The organism is Nitratireductor indicus C115 (assembly GCF_000300515.1).
GTDB lineage: Bacteria > Pseudomonadota > Alphaproteobacteria > Rhizobiales > Rhizobiaceae > Nitratireductor > Nitratireductor indicus.
This window is the reverse complement of record NZ_AMSI01000017.1, coordinates 31,106-47,892: the sequence shown is the minus strand read 5'-3', so window position 1 is coordinate 47,892 and position 16,787 is coordinate 31,106. Positions and strand designations below refer to the sequence as shown.

The window sequence follows — 16,787 nt, the reverse complement described above, 5'->3', positions numbered from 1 at the left end:
ACCTGACGCCCGCATAATTACAAGAAGAGAATAAGATCGAGCGACTTGCCGTTACCATAGAATGGCGAGGCGCTCGCAGCTTTCGACTTCAAGCGGATTCAGGGGCCCTCAGGAGGCTTCACCGCCCTCATCCGCCCTGTATTCGAGAATATCGCCCGGCTGGCAGCCCAGAACCTGGCAGATCTTTTCCAGCGTTTCGAAGCGGACGCCCCGCACCTTGCCGGACTTGAGCAGGGAAACATTCTGCTCGGTGATTCCGATCTGCTCCGCCAGTTCCTTCGAACGCATCTTACGCCGGGCCAGCATGACATCGAGATTGACGACAATAGCCATGGCTTAGATGAAACCCTTCTGGTCTGCGCGCACTTCAGCCGCCACGGTGATCAGGCGGCTCGTCATATACATGATCGAGGCAATCAGCAGCGCCAGCAGCTCCGAGCTACCGACACCCACGGCGAGCATCTTCTGCCCGGGCGGATTGCCCAGCGTCAGGACGAGGATAATGACCGTCTGCAACACGATACTCCCCCCGGCAACCGCCACGAAGGAAAGACCGGTGCGGCGCATCCAAAGTGCTGAATCTCCCGAAAGAGGCTCTTCGGCGGCAAATGCCCCGAACATGCGCCAGACACAATAAAGCGCGGCGACGAACAGTCCGAGCTGCACCAGCATCAACACCACCGTTACACCGATTGAAGATGAGGTAAGCGCAATCGGCCCGTCGATGGAAAGGCTCTGGCGCAACACCCCTTCAAAGCCCGCCTTGTCCGAAAACGAGCCGAGTATCACCCAGCAGGCGGCGACAAAAAGAACGCCCGTGAAGACGAGCACGATGTTTTGCATGAGGCGGCTCAAGCGGCGCAAGCGCTCCATATCGGCCATAAGATTCTCCTGTTGCATCTAAAAATTACTGTATTACGATAATTAATTATCCAATACCGTTTAGATTGCAAGAGAGATTCAATGCCACGCCCCTTTTTTTCCAAACGCCTGCTCACCCTCCTCTCGCCGCTGGCCCTGTGCGCCTGCATGACCGCCAATCCACGAGCGCTTTACGAGCTCTCCCGCTTCGACCCATTCAATGCGGAGCCAGACGCTATCGGCGTGGCCGTGAAAACCGACCGGAACCTGCGCGTGCAGACGGGTGACGTCGAACTGCGCGTCGCCCTGGAAAGTGAAAATCCGAAACAGACCTTCGACGAACGCTTCATTCTGTCCGTGGATGGCGCTGCTGCGCCTGGAAATCTCGCAAAGGAACTCGGTCCCCACGATCATGTTCTGGCGGCGGCGATTGCGCCGCAGGATCAATCACGTTTCAGAATTGTTCAGGAGAAAGCACGCACTGCGCGCGCGCAAAACACCACGAAGGGCAAGGGCACATTGTCCATATCCGTCAGCGGATTGTGCAGGACCGGCCCCCTGTCATCCGCAAAGCCTACGGTGCGAAACTATATGCGCACCGTGGCGAACGGAGACTTCTTCCCGTTGAGCGGAGAAATACCATTGTCGGAGGTTTTCGGCAAAGCCGCGCTTTCAGCTCAGGAGATTCCGGCCTGCAAAGAGGTCCGTCCACGCTGAAGCATTTTGTCATGCAGTCGCTTGGCGCCCGAACAAACGTTACAGCCCGGCATGCACCGGGCTGCAACACTGCTGGATCAGCCCTGCGGCCACTCGCGGATATCCACGAAATGGCCGGTGATGGCGGCAGCGGCAGCCATGGCCGGCGAGACGAGATGCGTGCGGCCCTTAAAGCCCTGACGGCCCTCGAAATTGCGATTCGAGGTGGAAGCGCAGCGCTCGCCCGGCCTCAGCCGGTCGTCGTTCATGGCAAGACACATGGAGCAACCCGGCTCACGCCAGTCGAAGCCGGCAGCCTTGAAGATCTTGTCGAGCCCTTCGGCCTCGGCCTGCGCCTTCACGAGGCCCGAACCCGGCACGATCATGGCATTGACCCGGTCATTTACCTTTTTGCCCTCGGCAACCTTGGCGGCTGCGCGCAGATCCTCGATGCGGCCATTGGTGCAAGAGCCGATGAAGACGCGGTCAATGGCAATGTCGGTGATCTTCGTACCGGCATTGAGGCCCATATATTCGAGCGCACGCTTCTTGGAGATACGCTTGGTCTCGTCAGCGATATCGTCCGGATTCGGAACAACGCCGGTGATCGACACAACGTCCTCGGGAGAGGAGCCCCAGGTCACGATGGGCGGCAGATTGGCCGCATCGAGCCGCACGATACGGTCGAATTCCGCCCCCTCTTCCGTGTTCAGCGTATCCCAGTAGGCGCGGGCCAGATCCCACGCCTTGCCCTTGGGGGCGCGCGGACGGTCCTGGATATAGGCATAGGTAGTTTCGTCCGGCGCGATCAGGCCGGCGCGCGCGCCGCCTTCAATCGACATGTTGCAGACGGTCATGCGGCCTTCCATGGAAAGCGCACGGATCGCTTCGCCCGCATATTCCATCACATGGCCGGTACCGCCGGCAGTACCGATCTCGCCGATGATGGCGAGAATGATGTCCTTTGCCGTCACGCCGTCCGGCAGCTTGCCGTCCACCTGGATCAGCATGTTCTTGGCACGGCGCTGGATCAGCGTCTGCGTGGCCAGAACATGCTCGACCTCGGAGGTGCCGATACCGTGTGCCAGCGCGCCAAAGGCGCCGTGGGTCGAGGTGTGGCTGTCGCCGCACACAATGGTCATACCCGGCAGCGTGAAACCCTGCTCAGGTCCCACGATGTGCACGATGCCCTGACGTTCGTCATTGGCGTCGTAGTACTCGATCCCGAAATCGGCGGCGTTCCTGGCGAGCGCATCGACCTGGATGCGGCTTTCCTCGTTCTTGATGCCGAACTTGCGGTCGGGCGAGGTCGGAACATTATGATCCACCACAGCCAGCGTCTTCTCCGGGTGGCGCACGGCGCGGCTTGCCATGCGCAGCCCCTCGAAGGCCTGCGGGCTGGTCACCTCATGCACGAGGTGACGGTCGATATACAGGAGGCACGTGCCGTCATCCTGCTGATCGACCAGATGGTCATCGAAAATCTTGTCGTAGAGCGTGCGTGATTTGGTCATTTTGGTCATCCCTAGCGGAACGTGATGGAAGGCTTGCCGGCAACCCTCGTGGCACCGGGTGGCGTGGTCCGCCTAAGGAAGTCGGCTTAAAAGCGAGCCGGAAACCCACGAGAAAAAGCGTGCCGGCAAGCGCTTGACGTCCTGCAGCACAAAACCCTTGTAGGTCGGATTTCCGAAAAGGTCTTCCATGGCCTGCCTATTACCAGCCTTTCACAGGCTGGGCAATCGCCCCATGACGACGCGGACGGCATATCTTGCCGCCCCGGCAGGGCCGCTTCCGCGCCTCTAAAACAAAAAAGCGCGCCGAAGCGCGCTCTTTCGAAACTCAATGAAAAGCAGCCTATTCGGCGTTGCCCTCTGCAGCGGCGGCTTCCTGAGCCTTGGCTGCTTCCTCGGCTGCCTTTTCCGCAGCGAGCGCCTGGGCTGCTGCGATCTTCTCGGCCTCGACGCGAGCCTTCTCCTCGGCCAGCGCCTGGCGCTCGGCATCGTTCAGGCGGCGGGCGCGGGCACCCGTGTTCTCGGTGATACGAGCCGACTTGCCGCGGCGATCGCGCAGATAGTAGAGCTTGGCGCGGCGCACACGGCCACGGCGAACCACCTCGACGCCCTCGACGAGCGGGGAGTAGACCGGGAACACGCGCTCGACGCCTTCACCGTAGGAAATCTTGCGAACCGTGAAGTTCTCCTGGAAGCCCGAGCCGGAGCGCGCGATGCACACGCCTTCATAGGCCTGGACGCGGGTACGCGTACCCTCGGTGACGCGCACGAGAACGCGCAGCGTGTCGCCGGGCTGGAATTCGGGAAGCTTGCGCTGGGCAGCGATTTTTTCGGCCTGTTCGGCTTCGAGCTGACGGATGATATCCATCTCGGTATCCTCTTGTTCTTCTCGAACCGTCAGAGCGCTCATCCCGAGGGCAGTTCCAGACCGCCTTCTGAGTGCCCTCCCTCAAAACAGAAGCGGGGAGAAGCAGGAGCGAATTCACGCGTTCTTTGATTAAATTTCCGGCGCTAGCCGTTTGCGTGCGGGGCACATACACGAGAACCGTGCACGAATCAACAGTCTTTGACCTCCACCCATGCCTAGGCCATCCGACTAATATACACGCTCCATAACAATCTATAGAAGGTACTATCGGATTTAATCGCGTAATAATTGTATTCATGATACGTCATATTCCAAGGGCAACTGTGCTAAATTGGGAATACGCGTGAATGAAGCAGAATTGCAGGCCGCCCTGGCCCCGCATCTGCTTCCGCCATCACATGAGATGCGCTCAAACAAATCCGGTCACGGTTCCAAGGGGAAAAGTCTTGTCATTCAATGATCTGTCCGGCGGTTCCGTTATTCTTCTTGCGCCGTTCGACGATAACACCATCAAGCGCCTCAATATCTTTCTTTCCAACAAAGACGCCCCGCAGAAGAGCGCTTTGACCCCGCCCTTCAAGAAAGGTTCCCCAGAACGATGAGCTCCGACCGTATGCCACGATCCCTGAAAGGCGAATAGAATGACAATTCATATGAACCTGATCGACGGCGAATGGGTCGGGGACAATCTCATCCCGAACATCAATCCCTCCGATACAGGCGATATCGTGAGCGAGTTCACGCGCGCCACCGTCGCCCAGGCTCAGGCAGCCAGCGAGGCGGCGTTACGGGCCTTTCCCTTATGGTCCCATTCGAGCTTTGTGGAGCGTCATGGCATCCTGAGCCAAGCAGCCAGCGAGATAATTGCCCGGAAGGAGGAGATCGCCCGCCTTCTTTCGCGCGAGCAGGGAAAAACCCTTGCCGAGGCAAATGCGGAGACTGTGCGGACGGCGCAGATATTCGACTATTATGCCGGGGAGGCGATGCGGCTCGCCGGCGAGGTTCTACCCTCTCCCCGGCCCGGTGTGGTGATTCAGGTGACGCGCGAACCGGTTGGCGTCATTGGTGTCATAACACCCTGGAGCTTCCCCTTGGTCATACCCGCCTGGAAAATTGCCCCCGCACTTTGCTACGGAAACACGGTTGTCTTCAAACCCGCCGAACTGACGCCCGGTTCGGCCTGGACGCTTGTGGACATACTGCACCGGGCTGGCCTGCCGCACGGCGTCCTCAACCTCATCATCGGCGAGGGAATGGTGGTCGGCCAGGCGATGATAGACCATCCCGACATCCATGCCCTGACATTTGCGGGCTCCGAATCCATTGCTGAACGCGTCGCGGCGGCCAGCGTACGTCATGGCCGCAAATACAAGCTTGCCGTAGGAGCAAAGAACCCTCTCGTAATTCTCGATGATGCAGATCTGGACGCAGCCGTTGGCTGCGCCATCGAAAGCGCCTTCTTCTCCGCCGGCCAATGCGGCACCGCATCGTCCCGCCTGATCGTGACCGAGAACATTCACGACCGCTTCGTCACGGCGATGGCGGAACGGCTGGAAACACTGCAGGTCGGGCATGCGCTCGATGAGGCAACGAAGATCGGGCCAGTCGTCGACGAAATGCAGCTCAACCAGAGTGAGCGCTACATCGCCATAGGGCAGGAGGACGGCGCGAACCTCGTCTGCGGCGGGAACCGCGTGTCGCGCGAGACACCGGGCTTCTACTTGCAGCCAGCCCTCTTCACGGAATGCAGCAACTCCATGCGCATCGCCCGCAAGGAGATATTCGGGCCGGTTGCAGCCGTCATCCGTGTGCGCGATTATGAGGAAGCCCTCGCGATAGCCAACGAAAACACATTCAACATCTCTGCCGGCATCTGCACGACCGACATCAGCCATGCCAACCATTTCCGCCGCAATGCGGAAGCAGCAATGGTCATGGTCAATCTGCCGACCGCCGGAGCGGATTTTCATGCATCCTTCGGAGCACGCAGGGAATCGAGTGTCGGCCCGCGCGAGCAGAGCCGCAACGCCGCCGAATTTTATACCAGGGTCAAGACCGCCTATACCGCAATCTAGATGTCCCGCCCCGAAACTCGAAGATGCATCACGCGCCGATGCGCCCAAGATGCGTGTCCTTGAAACTGCTTGCACGCTTCAACCCGTAGCCCAGCGCCCGGTCGATGCCGATATGGGCTGCAAGGATCAAGGCCACTTGCTCGACAAGCTGCACCTCCAGAAAATATCCAGCCAGATAGATAATCACCGGAGCAACCCAGCTGTGCACGCAATTATAGGACCAGGCACCGACGCGCGGCCCCCCGATATAGCCAAGCATCGAAATATCCGGGACCAAGATCAGGGCAAGAAACAACCACCAGCTCCCGTCTGAAAGCTGATAAGCGGCCAATGCAGCCAGGGCCAGGAATCCACCCTCGACGCGCAAGAGCCTTGTCATTTCCCGTTCTTCTCGATCGCATAGGCCGCCCAGAGATCGGGCCGCCGCTCACGCGTAAGCTTCTCGGCCTCCGCTCGTCGCCAGGCGGCAATCCGCGCATGATTGCCAGACAGAAGCACCTCGGGGATGGCCCGCTCCTCGAAAAGCTGCGGGCGGGTATATTGCGGATGCTCCAGCAGTCCTCCTTCGAAGCTTTCCTCGGTGCCCGAATGCTGATTGCCCATCACGCCGGGCAGAAGGCGGATCACCGCATCGAGCAGCACCAGCGCTGCCGGCTCGCCGCCTGAAAGGATGTAGTCGCCGATGGAAACCTCTTCCAGCGCCCGCGCCTCTATCAGACGCTGGTCGACTCCCTCGAAACGACCGCAAAGAATCACGGCTCCCGGTCCGTCGGCCAATGCGCGCACCCGTTTCTGGGTCAACGGCCGGCCGCGGGGGCTCATCAGAAGCCTGGGGCGCGGGTCCTCCGGCGGAGCGACCGCATCGAGCGCCTGCGAAAGAATATCGGCACGCATGACCATCCCCGCCCCGCCTCCGGCGGGCGTGTCATCGACGGTCCGGTGCTTGTCACTCGCGAAATCGCGCACTTGCACCGTATCCAGTGACCAGCGCCCGGCCTCCCGCGCCTTGCCGGCCAGGGAGAAATCGAGCATGCCGGGAAACATCTCGGGATAAAGGGTGAGTATGGTCGCGTGAAAACTCACGGCGCCTCTCCCTCCAGCCCTTCATCCTCGTCCCCGCCGGCAAGCCCGGCTGCCGCGCTGTCCAGATGAACGACGCCGGTTGCAAGATCGACCTGCGGAACCGCCGCCCGGCTGAAAGGCACCATGACCGTTCCGCCGGCGGCAAACGTGATTTCCAGAATGTCGCCGGCTCCGAAATTATGCAGCGCCTTGACCCTGCCGATCTTCGCGCCGGTCTCGTCCGCAACCGATAGGCCGATGAGATCGGCGTGATAATATTCCTCTTCGTCGAGATCTGCAGGCAAAGCCGCGCGCGCGACGAAAAGCTCCGTACCGCTCAGCGCTTCGGCAGCGGAGCGATCCTTCACCTCCGCGAAGCGCGCCACGACAACATTCTTGACGGGACGCACGTCCAGAACGGTAAAGCTGCGCCCGTCAGCGGCGAGGAGCGGACCGTAGTCGCCAAGCGCCAGCGGATCGCCCGTGAAGGTCTTGACGCGGACCTCCCCGCGCAAGCCCTGTGCGGCTCCGATGACGGCGAGCTGGACCAGCGCCTCGTTCTTCTTTGGTTTGTTCATATGCCTCTACAGCCTCTCGGCGGATCATTTCTGATCGGAAAGGCTGGCTTATGCCTCGCTCGGGGGCTTCCCCGCAAGCTTGTCGGAGAGAAGCTCCATGCGATCTGCAAGATTGCCGAGCACACCGGTCAGGGCGGAATCGTTCCGGTCGGCCTGCATCAGCGCCTCGTCCCGCGTCTTGCGCAGGGTCGCGATCTCGCTCTCCATGCCGCGCACGCGCTTCTGCAACTCGGCAAGCTCGTCCATCACCATGATGCCGGCCATCACTGCCAGGCGGTGATCGCCGATTTCGCCGAACGAACCCTTGAGATGCATCACATAGCGGTCGAAGCGCTGTGCGAGATCGATAAGATGCTCTTCCTGCCCTTCATCGCAGGCCATGCGGTAGGATTTGCCATCAATGGTGACCGTGACCTGAGCCATCGCAACGCCTTATCGATCCAGAACGGCCCGGATGGTCTCCATGGCCGTGACCAAACGCCGCGAGACTTCGCGGTTCACTTCCTCGAGCCGTTCGGCCCGCGCCTCGGATTTGTCGATTTCCTGCGCCAGCCTGGCGCGATCGGCATTCATCCGCTGCACTTCCGCATCGGCGTCGGCATAGTCCTGCTCATGCTCAAGGCGTGCGTCCACCGCATCCTCGAGCGAGGCCAGCGCCTTTTCCAGACGCCCGAGCACCTCCTTGAGCGTGGTTTCACCACCCATGGCCGCCAACCCCAGTCCTACGGCCCCGGATTTCCGCTTTTATGCGCCTCATGCGAAAAAAGCACTCCAGAACCGGTATGACACAGGCAATCCGCTTACCCTTACAAGGGCCACGCTGGTTTCACGCATTTTCGCCGTGATGCCGAAAGGTATACAAGGCAAAGCCGCGCGCACGAATCGCAGGTCATACAAACACGTTACGGCCAAAAGATTAGGCGGCGTGTGAACCGCCCGTCAACAAAGGGCGAGCACCAATCCCCCAAATTGGTAAAACGTTCCTGCAACACTCCGTGTATCGCACGCTGCTGCATCCGGCCCGCAATTCGGCGTATGGGCTGGTGCCTTTACCCCCCTCTTTGTTGACTTCAAGGCCGCAACTGGTATGTGTCGCCTGCCTTTTCGAGGGGCCGGTGAAGGGTGCGCCGGCTCATGGACAAACGCCTGCAGCGGACCAGCGAGCAATCATGATCTCACGCGAAAAACACGACCGGATGGCAAATGCGATCCGTTTTCTTTCCATGGATGCCGTGGAGCACGCCAATTCCGGACACCCCGGCCTGCCCATGGGCGCGGCCGACATCGCCACGGTGCTCTTCACCCGCTTCATGACCCATGACCCCAAGAAGCCGAGCTGGCCCGACCGTGACCGCTTCGTGCTTTCGGCCGGCCATGGCTCGATGCTCATCTATTCGCTGCTCTATCTCCTCGGCTACGAAGACATCACGATCGACGAGATCAGGAACTTCCGCCAGCTCGGTTCGCGCACGGCCGGTCACCCCGAATTCGGCCACGCAGCCGGCATCGAGACGACGACCGGGCCGCTCGGACAGGGCATCGCGAACTCCGTCGGCATGGCAATCGCAGAGCGCATCCTCAATGCCCGCTTCGGCGATGACCTCGTGGATCATTACACCTACGTGCTGGCCGGCGACGGCTGCCTCATGGAAGGTATCAGCCAGGAAGCGCTCGCTCTTGCCGGCCACCTGAAGCTGAACAAGCTTATCGTCCTCTTCGACGACAACCAGATTTCCATCGACGGTCCGATCTCGCTCTCCGATTCCACCGACCAGTGCGAGCGTTTCGCCGCATCGGGCTGGAACACCATGCGCTGCGACGGCCACGACCCCGAAGCCATTGCCAAGGCAATCGAGGCAGCGCGCGCGTCCGACCGCCCGACCATGATCGCCTTCCGCACCACCATCGGCTTCGGTGCGCCGACCAAATCCGGATCAGCCAAGGTGCATGGCTCCCCGCTTGGCAAGGAAGAGATTGCCGGCGCCCGCAAGGCGCTCGGCTGGAATGCCGATCCCTTCGTCATTCCCTCCGACATTCTCGACGACTGGCGTCTCGCTGGTCTCCGCTCCGCCAAGGAGCGCAAGGCATGGGAAGAGCGGCTGACCGCCGCTGATGCGGAAACCCGCGGCGAGTTCGAACGCCGCATGCGCGGCGCGCTTCCCGAAAGCTTCGACGCCGTGGTCGCCGAATACAAGCAGACCCTTGTCGCCGAGCCCCCGAAGGTCGCAACACGCAAGTCTTCCGAGATGGCGCTCGAGGCAATCAACGCCATCGTGACGGAGACCATCGGCGGTTCCGCCGACCTGACCGGCTCGAACAACACCAAGACCAGCCAGACCAAGCCAATCACCCCGGAGGATTTCTCGGGCCGCTACATCCACTACGGTATTCGCGAACACGGCATGGCCGCTGCCATGAACGGCATGGCGCTGCACGGTGGCATAATTCCCTATGGCGGCACCTTCCTGACCTTCTCGGACTATGCCCGCCCTGCCATGCGGCTTGCCTCGCTGATGCAGATTCGATCCATCTTCGTCATGACGCACGATTCCATCGGCCTCGGCGAAGACGGTCCGACCCACCAGCCGGTCGAACATCTTGCAGCCCTGCGCGCCATTCCCAATCATTACGTCTTCCGTCCCGCCGATGCGGTCGAGGCCGCCGAATGCTGGCAGGCCGCACTCAAGGCGGAGAAGACACCTTCCACGCTCGCCCTGTCGCGGCAAAATCTCGCACCGCAGCGTCTCGAGCATGAGGAAGACAATCTCTGCGCCCGCGGCGCCTACGAGCTCGCAGGTTCCGAGGACGAGGCGGAAGTTGCCCTCTTCGCCACCGGCTCCGAGGTCGAGATCGCCATGGCAGCCAAGGCGTTGCTCGATGCCGCCGGACACCCGGCTCGCGTCGTTTCCGTGCCCTGCTTCGAACTGTTCGAGGAACAGACCGCCGATTACCGCAAGGCCGTGATCGGAAAGGCAAAAGTCAATGTCGCCATCGAGGCCGGCATTCGCCAGGGTTGGGATGCGATCATCGGCTCCGAGGGCGTGTTCATCGGTATGACGGGCTTCGGTGCAAGCGCGCCGGCGCCGGTGCTCTACAAGCATTTCGGTATTACGGCGGAAGCCGCTGCCGCTGCCGCCCAGAAGCGCCTGGCAATGCTCGGTTGAGCCTGTCGGCGCAAGCGCCCTACGAAATTGGACCAGTAAATGCTGGCCCCAATATCTGGATTATTGGAGCTGACGCCGCTATGAAGCGGCGTCTTTTCCCGTGCGCGCACGGGCACTCACCCGCCGGAGGAAGTTCATGACCGTCAAAATCGCCATCAACGGATTTGGCCGCATCGGCCGCAATGTGGTCCGCGCCATCTATGAATCGGGCCGCAAGGATATCGATGTCGTCGCCATCAACGACCTTGGCCCGGTCGAAACCAACGCCCATCTGCTGCGCTATGACAGCGTTCATGGCCGTTTCCCCTCGCAGGTGACGGTCGAGGGCGACACGATCAACATCGGCACCGACTCGTTCAAGGTCTTCGCGGAGCGCGATCCCTCAAAGCTGCCCTGGGGAGACCTGGGCGTCGACATCGTGATGGAATGCACCGGCATCTTCACGTCCAAGGAGAAGGCCTCCCTGCATCTGCAGGCTGGCGCCAAGCGCGTGCTCGTCTCCGCCCCGGCAACCGGCGCCGACCTCACGGTGGTCTACGGTGTCAACCACGACAAGCTCTCCAAAGAGCACCTGATCGTCTCGAATGCCTCCTGCACCACCAACTGCCTGGCCCCGGTCGCCAAGATCCTGAACGACAGCTTCGGCATCGAGAAGGGCTTCATGACCACGGTTCACGCCTATACGGGTGACCAGCCGACGCTCGACACCATGCACAAGGACCTCTACCGCGCCCGTGCAGCAGCGATGTCGATGATCCCGACCTCCACGGGTGCTGCCAAGGCCGTCGGCCTTGTCCTGCCGGAACTCAATGGCAAGCTCGATGGCGTCTCCATCCGCGTGCCGACCCCGAATGTCTCGGTCATCGATTTCAAGTTCGTGCCGAAGCGGAAGGTCACCGTCGAGGAAGTCAACAATGCGCTCGTTGCCGCCGCAGACGGTCCCCTCAAGGGCATCCTCGCCTACACGAACGAACCGCTGGTCTCGATCGACTTGAACCACAACCCCGCCTCTTCGACCTTCGCGCTCGATCAGACGAAGGTGATCGAAGGCGATCTGGTCCGAGTCATGTCCTGGTACGACAACGAGTGGGGTTTCTCCAACCGCATGTCGGATACCGCCGTGGCGTTCGGCAAGACCATCGGTTGATCGCCCTACAGATTGCTTGAAAGCGAGATTTATCAGCACCCGGCCTTCTGGCCGGGTTCTTTTTTTGCCCGTCGCACTTGAATCTCAATTCCGCCGCATCTTTTATAAAGAAGAACAGCAACTTGCGGCGCGAACACAACCGAGAGGCGAATGGACCAGGGAATATACCTCATCATACTTGTAGGCACTGCCCTGGTGCTGTTCGCTGCGTTCTCCAGCCTTATCGCTTTTCGCTTTGGCGCTCCCCTCCTCCTCGTCTTCCTCGGCATCGGTCTGGGAGCCGGTACCGACGGTTTGGGGCTGGACTTCAACAACGCTGCGCTGGCCTATTTCATCGGGTCTCTGGCCCTTGCGATCATCCTGTTCGATTCAGGGTTCGGCACGACGTTAAGCACCTTCAAGCAGGCGGCAGCCCCGGCTCTCGTCCTTGCAACGCTGGGCGTGGTCCTGACAGCCGGGCTCGTCGGCGTCGCAACCTTCTACGTGACGGATTTCTCCTGGCTCGAATCTTTCCTCCTTGGCGCAACCGTCGCCTCGACAGACGCGGCAGCCGTTTTCTTCCTTCTGCGTGTCGGCAACATTTCTGTGCGGGAGCGGGTGCGCTCCACACTGGAAGTCGAATCGAGCTCGAACGATCCCATCGCCATCTTCCTCACCGTCGCCATGGTGACGCTGATCGGCAGCGGTGACATCGTCAAGCCGAATGCGCTGGCAATCGATATCGTCTTCGGCTTTCTCCAGCAGATGAGCATTGGCCTCATCGTTGGCGTTCTGGGCGGCTATGCCATCGTGCGGCTGGTGATGCGCCTTAAGCTGGAACAAGGCCTGCTTCCGATCTTCGTGCTGGCGCTTTCCCTGCTCGTCTTCGCCCTGACGGGCACGATGGGCGGCTCGGGCTTTCTTGCCGTGTATGTGGCCGGCCTCATGGCCGGTAATGCGCGGCTGCGCTCGACAGCCATGTTGAAGCGCTTCCAGGACGGCGTGACCTGGCTTGCCCAGATCATCATGTTCCTGGTGCTCGGCCTGTTCGCGACACCTTCGCAGTTTCCGTCGATCATCGTGCCGGCACTGCTGATCGGCTTCTTCCTGATCTTCATCGCCCGCCCGCTCGCCGTGATGCTATGCCTTTTGCCGTTCCGTTTCACCCACGCGGAAACAGCCTTCATCTCATGGGTCGGCCTGCGTGGCGCGGTGTCTATTCTGCTCGCCATCATGCCGCTTATCGACGGGTTGGAAAACGGCCGCGCCCTGTTCAACATTGTCTTCATCATGGTGCTGGTGTCCCTCATCGTGCAGGGCTGGAGCATCGGCCCGCTGGCGCGCCGGCTGGCGCTCACCGTGCCGCCGCGCATGGGACCGCTGAACAAGGTCGAGCTGGAGCTTCCAGGCTCCGCCCGCCACGAGCTGCTCGCCTACCGCGTTGTGGCGGGAAGTCCCGTCGAACGGGGCCAGCGCATCCCCCGCTGGGCAAAGCCCTCGCTCGTGGTGCGCGATGGCCGCTCCATGACCTATCAATATGCCGGACGCCTGGCCGCCGGCGACCACGTCTATATCTTCGTGCCCGATCGCTATCCCCGCCTGCTCGACAGGCTGTTCGCAAGCCCTGTCGAGATGGATCCGGAAGACGCGGAATTCTTTGGCGCCTTCGCGGTCGATCCCGAACGCCCCGCCTCCGACATCGAGGCAGCCTATGCGCTTGGCTTGAACGAGGACGAACAGAAGATGACCATCGCCGAACTCGTGAGGGAAAAGCTCGGCGGCCGCGCCGAATATGGCGACCGCACACAGCTCGGCCCCATCGAGCTTATCGTTCGCGACGTCGACGAGAGCGGCAAGATAAGCGCTATCGGGCTTTCCCTGGATCCACCTGCCGCCGCCGTTCGGGTGCCCGTCTTCATGAGCCCGCTCGAAATGCTGCGCCGCCTGATCGGTCGCCTGAAGAACAAGCCGGCAAGCTGACACAGACGGCAACACCACTTTTCGCAGGCACTTCCCCACCGGCGTCTTGCGAACCGCGCGGGGGCATGTATGGTCGCCGACGAATTTCCAAAGGAGGCAGTAGCGGGACATGCCGAACTTCAAGACCCTTGATGACCTGACCGATATTGTCGGCAAACGCGTTCTCGTGCGTGTCGACCTCAATGTACCGGTGCAGGATGGCCATGTCTCAGACACGACGCGCATAGAGCGCATCGCACCGACGCTGGCGGAGCTGTCCGACAAGGGCGCCAAGGTCATCCTTCTCGCTCATTTCGGCCGCCCCAAGGGCAAGCCCGATCCCGCTGCCTCCCTCCAGCCCATCGCCTATGCCGTGGAAACAACGCTCGACCGCCGTATCCATTTCGCCAAGGACTGCATTGGCGCACCAGCTGCGGAAGCCATAGCCGAGATGGCCAATGGCGACATTCTGCTCCTCGAGAACACTCGCTTTCACGCAGGCGAGGAGAAGAATGATCCGGCATTCGCCAAAGCGCTTGCCGAAAACGGCGATATCTATGTGAACGACGCCTTTTCCGCCGCCCATCGCGCGCATGCCTCCACCGAGGGATTGGCGCATCTGCTGCCCTCCTACGCCGGACGCACCATGCAGGCGGAGCTGGAAGCGCTGGAAAAGGGTCTTGGCGATCCGGCGCGGCCCGTGCTCGCCATCGTCGGCGGAGCCAAGGTTTCCACCAAGATCGACCTGCTCATGAACCTCGTGAAAAAGGTCGATGCCCTTGTGATCGGCGGCGGCATGGCGAACACCTTCCTCGCCGCACGCGGCACCGAGGTCGGCAAATCCCTATGCGAGCATGACCTTGCTGCCACGGCAAAGCAGATCATGATCGAAGCTGCGGAAAGCAGCTGTGCCCTGATCCTGCCCGTGGATGCCGTCGTGGCGCGCGAATTCAAGGCAGGGGCGGAAAACGAGGTGGTCGGCATAGAGAACGTGCCGGCCGACGCCATGATCCTCGATGTCGGCCCATTGAGCGTCGAGAAGATCGAGGAATGGCTGGATCGCGCCGACACTGTTGTATGGAACGGTCCGCTCGGTGCCTTCGAGATCGCGCCATTCGATGCGGCAACGGTTGCCGCCGCCCGCCATGCGGCCCAGCGCACCAGCGAGGGTCTTCTGGTTTCGGTGGCCGGTGGCGGAGACACGGTTGCCGCGCTCAACCATGCGGGCGTCGCCGATGCCTTCACCTATGTATCGACGGCGGGCGGTGCATTTCTCGAATGGATGGAAGGCAAGGCGCTTCCGGGTGTCGAGGCTCTTGCGACGGCAGGCTGAGCCCATTGCGACAACGCGTTAAGCCCATTGCGACAGCGCGTTAAGCAAAGTGTGAACAGGTAGGTATTTCAATCGATTAGGGCCTGTCCATCCGCATTCCGTTTGCCGGCGGCATCTGCTATGCGCTGCACGATGGAACAGACAGGAGACCTGAAATGAGCGAACGCCTCGAGGATATTGCAGCCGCCATGGTGAGCCCAGGCAAGGGCATTCTGGCAGCGGACGAAAGCTCCGGCACGATCAAGAAGCGCTTCGACACGATCGGCCTCGAGTCGACCGAGGAAAATCGCCGCGATTACCGGGAAATGCTGTTCCGCGCCGACGATGCGATGAAGAACTGCATCTCCGGCGTCATCCTGTTCGACGAAACCTTGCGCCAGAAGGCCGCTGATGGCACGCCGCTGGCCGAAGTCATCCGCGCCGCCGGCGCAGTGCCGGGCATCAAGGTCGATGCCGGCGCCAAGCCGCTGCCGGGCTTCGAAGGCGAGACGATCACCGAGGGCCTTGACGGCCTGCGCGACCGCCTTGCCGAGTATCACGGCCTTGGCGCCCGCTTTGCGAAGTGGCGCGGCGTGATATCCATCTCCAACGACCTGCCGAACTGGGGCGCCGTCAAGCAGAACGCTCAGGCATTGGCCCGCTACGCAGCACTTTGCCAGGAAGCCGGCATCGTGCCGATCGTCGAGCCGGAAGTGCTCATGGACGGCAAGCCGGGCGATCATTCCATCGACCGCTGCTATGAAGTCACCGAATGGGTGCTGAAGTCTGTCTTCGACGAACTCTACGACGCACGCGTCTCGCTTGAAGGCATGGTGCTCAAGCCGAACATGATCATCGACGGCAAGAACGCCCGCAAGGCAAGCCGCGAGGAAGTCGCCGAGAAGACCGTGCGTTGCCTCAAGGCGACTGTTCCGGCCGCCGTGCCCGGCATCGCTTTCCTGTCCGGCGGCCAGTCGGACGAAGAAGCGACCGCGCATCTTTCCATCATGAACGCCAACTACGACATGCCTTGGGCGCTCACCTTCTCCTATGGCCGCGCCCTGCAGGCTGCGGCTCTCAAGGCATGGGGTGGCAAGAAGGAGAATGTGGCCGCCGGCCAGCGCGCCTTCACGCACCGCGCAAGGATGAACAGCCTTGCCGCCACCGGCGAATGGAAGCAGGCGCTCGAAGCCGCCTGAACCGCGCAAAGCACGAATGAAAAAAAGCCCGCCGACAGGCATCGGCGGGCTTTTTTGCGGCCCCGGAACCGTCATCCCTTACTTCTCCCCGCAAGCGGAAGGCGGGAAGGGCAGGTGCCGTTTTATTCCCCCCGCAGCAGGATCGTCAGCGAGACGGCCGCCAGCGCAATGAGCGCCAGCTTCCAGAAATCGCTGCGCCGCTTCAATCCCGGCAGCCCGAGCGGCTTGATGAGATGCACGATCATCATCGCCAGGATCAGAAGCAGCAGGATTTTGCTCATGGATGGACCAAAAGGAAGATTCGTTACTTCCCTTGTGCCCGTCCCGACGAAGGCTGTCAAAGGCGCCTCCCCTCCGCCGCAAGTCTGATTTACGC

17 protein-coding genes are annotated in these 16,787 nt (G+C 61.3%); 7 read left to right on the top strand and 10 right to left on the bottom strand.

Annotation, left to right across the window (positions count from 1 at the left end; genetic code table 11):
* Nucleotides 1-108 precede the first annotated feature (108 nt).
* Nucleotides 109-333 carry a helix-turn-helix domain-containing protein gene (locus NA8A_RS20410; protein WP_009452298.1) on the bottom strand — a complete coding sequence of 75 codons (225 nt, stop codon included), beginning with the start codon at nucleotides 331-333 and terminating at the stop codon, nucleotides 109-111.
* Between the two features lie 3 nt (nucleotides 334-336).
* Nucleotides 337-882 (bottom strand): DUF2975 domain-containing protein, encoded by a 546-nt coding sequence (locus NA8A_RS20405; RefSeq protein WP_009452297.1) that lies wholly within the window; start codon nucleotides 880-882, stop codon nucleotides 337-339.
* A gap of 81 nt (nucleotides 883-963) precedes the next feature.
* Here NA8A_RS20405 and NA8A_RS20400 point away from each other — a divergent pair, with 81 nt between their 5' ends.
* Nucleotides 964-1,578, top strand: a complete 615-nt coding sequence (locus NA8A_RS20400; protein ID WP_009452296.1) for a hypothetical protein — start codon at nucleotides 964-966, stop codon at nucleotides 1,576-1,578.
* 77 nt (nucleotides 1,579-1,655) lie between these two features.
* Here the strand turns inward: NA8A_RS20400 and leuC are convergent, their stop codons facing one another.
* Both leuC and rplS read right to left on the bottom strand, forming a co-directional pair.
* Nucleotides 1,656-3,071 (bottom strand): 3-isopropylmalate dehydratase large subunit, encoded by a 1,416-nt coding sequence (gene leuC / locus NA8A_RS20395; RefSeq protein ID WP_009452295.1) that lies wholly within the window; start codon nucleotides 3,069-3,071, stop codon nucleotides 1,656-1,658.
* 340 nt (nucleotides 3,072-3,411) lie between these two features.
* Nucleotides 3,412-3,936: a 50S ribosomal protein L19 gene (gene rplS, locus NA8A_RS20390; RefSeq protein WP_040673238.1), complete on the bottom strand. Its 525-nt coding sequence runs from the start codon at nucleotides 3,934-3,936 to the stop codon at nucleotides 3,412-3,414.
* Nucleotides 3,937-4,577: 641 nt separating this feature from the next.
* Here rplS and NA8A_RS20385 point away from each other — a divergent pair.
* On the top strand, nucleotides 4,578-6,011 hold the full coding sequence (locus tag NA8A_RS20385; protein ID WP_009452292.1) for an aldehyde dehydrogenase family protein: 1,434 nt from the start codon (nucleotides 4,578-4,580) through the stop codon (nucleotides 6,009-6,011).
* Between the two features lie 28 nt (nucleotides 6,012-6,039).
* On the opposite strand, the gene NA8A_RS20380 is transcribed toward NA8A_RS20385, so the two are convergent.
* Genes NA8A_RS20380 through NA8A_RS20360 form a run of 5 tightly spaced genes read right to left on the bottom strand, consistent with a single transcriptional unit; the run spans nucleotide 6,040 to nucleotide 8,356 of the window.
* On the bottom strand, nucleotides 6,040-6,390 hold the full coding sequence (locus tag NA8A_RS20380; RefSeq protein ID WP_009452291.1) for a DUF4260 domain-containing protein: 351 nt from the start codon (nucleotides 6,388-6,390) through the stop codon (nucleotides 6,040-6,042).
* On the bottom strand, nucleotides 6,387-7,094 hold the full coding sequence (gene trmD / locus NA8A_RS20375) for a tRNA (guanosine(37)-N1)-methyltransferase TrmD (protein WP_009452290.1): 708 nt from the start codon (nucleotides 7,092-7,094) through the stop codon (nucleotides 6,387-6,389). The genes NA8A_RS20380 and trmD overlap by 4 nt, the downstream gene beginning before the upstream one ends.
* A complete protein-coding gene (gene rimM / locus NA8A_RS20370) occupies nucleotides 7,091-7,651 on the bottom strand; it encodes a ribosome maturation factor RimM (RefSeq protein ID WP_009452289.1) in 561 nt (186 codons plus the stop codon). The genes trmD and rimM overlap by 4 nt, the downstream gene beginning before the upstream one ends.
* 48 nt (nucleotides 7,652-7,699) lie before the next feature.
* Complete coding sequence (locus NA8A_RS20365; RefSeq protein WP_009452288.1) at nucleotides 7,700-8,074, bottom strand: cell division protein ZapA; 375 nt, start codon at nucleotides 8,072-8,074, stop codon at nucleotides 7,700-7,702.
* A gap of 9 nt (nucleotides 8,075-8,083) precedes the next feature.
* On the bottom strand, nucleotides 8,084-8,356 hold the full coding sequence (locus tag NA8A_RS20360; protein ID WP_009452287.1) for a DUF4164 domain-containing protein: 273 nt from the start codon (nucleotides 8,354-8,356) through the stop codon (nucleotides 8,084-8,086).
* A gap of 464 nt (nucleotides 8,357-8,820) precedes the next feature.
* Here NA8A_RS20360 and tkt point away from each other — a divergent pair, with 464 nt between their 5' ends.
* The 5 genes from tkt (at nucleotide 8,821) to NA8A_RS20335 (ending at nucleotide 16,411) form a co-directional block, all read left to right on the top strand.
* Nucleotides 8,821-10,815 (top strand): transketolase, encoded by a 1,995-nt coding sequence (tkt, locus tag NA8A_RS20355; protein WP_009452286.1) that lies wholly within the window; start codon nucleotides 8,821-8,823, stop codon nucleotides 10,813-10,815.
* A gap of 136 nt (nucleotides 10,816-10,951) precedes the next feature.
* Nucleotides 10,952-11,962 carry a type I glyceraldehyde-3-phosphate dehydrogenase gene (gap, locus tag NA8A_RS20350; RefSeq protein ID WP_009452285.1) on the top strand — a complete coding sequence of 337 codons (1,011 nt, stop codon included), beginning with the start codon at nucleotides 10,952-10,954 and terminating at the stop codon, nucleotides 11,960-11,962.
* Between the two features lie 150 nt (nucleotides 11,963-12,112).
* Nucleotides 12,113-13,921, top strand: a complete 1,809-nt coding sequence (locus tag NA8A_RS20345; RefSeq protein WP_009452284.1) for a potassium/proton antiporter — start codon at nucleotides 12,113-12,115, stop codon at nucleotides 13,919-13,921.
* Nucleotides 13,922-14,030: 109 nt separating this feature from the next.
* Entirely contained in the window at nucleotides 14,031-15,233 is a 1,203-nt protein-coding gene (locus NA8A_RS20340) for a phosphoglycerate kinase (protein ID WP_009452283.1), read from the top strand.
* Nucleotides 15,234-15,388: 155 nt separating this feature from the next.
* Nucleotides 15,389-16,411: a class I fructose-bisphosphate aldolase gene (locus NA8A_RS20335; protein ID WP_009452282.1), complete on the top strand. Its 1,023-nt coding sequence runs from the start codon at nucleotides 15,389-15,391 to the stop codon at nucleotides 16,409-16,411.
* 122 nt (nucleotides 16,412-16,533) lie between these two features.
* Here the strand turns inward: NA8A_RS20335 and NA8A_RS25310 are convergent, their stop codons facing one another.
* Nucleotides 16,534-16,692 carry a hypothetical protein gene (locus NA8A_RS25310; RefSeq protein WP_009452281.1) on the bottom strand — a complete coding sequence of 53 codons (159 nt, stop codon included), beginning with the start codon at nucleotides 16,690-16,692 and terminating at the stop codon, nucleotides 16,534-16,536.
* Nucleotides 16,693-16,787 lie beyond the last annotated feature (95 nt).

Excerpts from the sequence above, each read along its gene's own strand:
- NA8A_RS20410 (WP_009452298.1), bottom strand. The coding sequence starts at position 333 with ATGGCTATTGTCGTCAATCTCGATGTCATGCTGGCCCGGCGTAAGATG.
- NA8A_RS20405 (WP_009452297.1), bottom strand. The coding sequence starts at position 882 with ATGGCCGATATGGAGCGCTTGCGCCGCTTGAGCCGCCTCATGCAAAAC.
- NA8A_RS20400 (WP_009452296.1), top strand. The coding sequence starts at position 964 with ATGCCACGCCCCTTTTTTTCCAAACGCCTGCTCACCCTCCTCTCGCCG.
- leuC (WP_009452295.1), bottom strand. The coding sequence starts at position 3,071 with ATGACCAAATCACGCACGCTCTACGACAAGATTTTCGATGACCATCTG.
- rplS (WP_040673238.1), bottom strand. The coding sequence starts at position 3,936 with ATGGATATCATCCGTCAGCTCGAAGCCGAACAGGCCGAAAAAATCGCT.
- NA8A_RS20385 (WP_009452292.1), top strand. The coding sequence starts at position 4,578 with ATGACAATTCATATGAACCTGATCGACGGCGAATGGGTCGGGGACAAT.
- NA8A_RS20380 (WP_009452291.1), bottom strand. The coding sequence starts at position 6,390 with ATGACAAGGCTCTTGCGCGTCGAGGGTGGATTCCTGGCCCTGGCTGCA.
- rimM (WP_009452289.1), bottom strand. The coding sequence starts at position 7,651 with ATGAACAAACCAAAGAAGAACGAGGCGCTGGTCCAGCTCGCCGTCATC.
- NA8A_RS20365 (WP_009452288.1), bottom strand. The coding sequence starts at position 8,074 with ATGGCTCAGGTCACGGTCACCATTGATGGCAAATCCTACCGCATGGCC.
- NA8A_RS20360 (WP_009452287.1), bottom strand. The coding sequence starts at position 8,356 with ATGGGTGGTGAAACCACGCTCAAGGAGGTGCTCGGGCGTCTGGAAAAG.
- tkt (WP_009452286.1), top strand. The coding sequence starts at position 8,821 with ATGATCTCACGCGAAAAACACGACCGGATGGCAAATGCGATCCGTTTT.
- gap (WP_009452285.1), top strand. The coding sequence starts at position 10,952 with ATGACCGTCAAAATCGCCATCAACGGATTTGGCCGCATCGGCCGCAAT.
- NA8A_RS20345 (WP_009452284.1), top strand. The coding sequence starts at position 12,113 with ATGGACCAGGGAATATACCTCATCATACTTGTAGGCACTGCCCTGGTG.
- NA8A_RS20340 (WP_009452283.1), top strand. The coding sequence starts at position 14,031 with ATGCCGAACTTCAAGACCCTTGATGACCTGACCGATATTGTCGGCAAA.
- NA8A_RS20335 (WP_009452282.1), top strand. The coding sequence starts at position 15,389 with ATGAGCGAACGCCTCGAGGATATTGCAGCCGCCATGGTGAGCCCAGGC.
- NA8A_RS25310 (WP_009452281.1), bottom strand. The coding sequence starts at position 16,692 with ATGAGCAAAATCCTGCTGCTTCTGATCCTGGCGATGATGATCGTGCAT.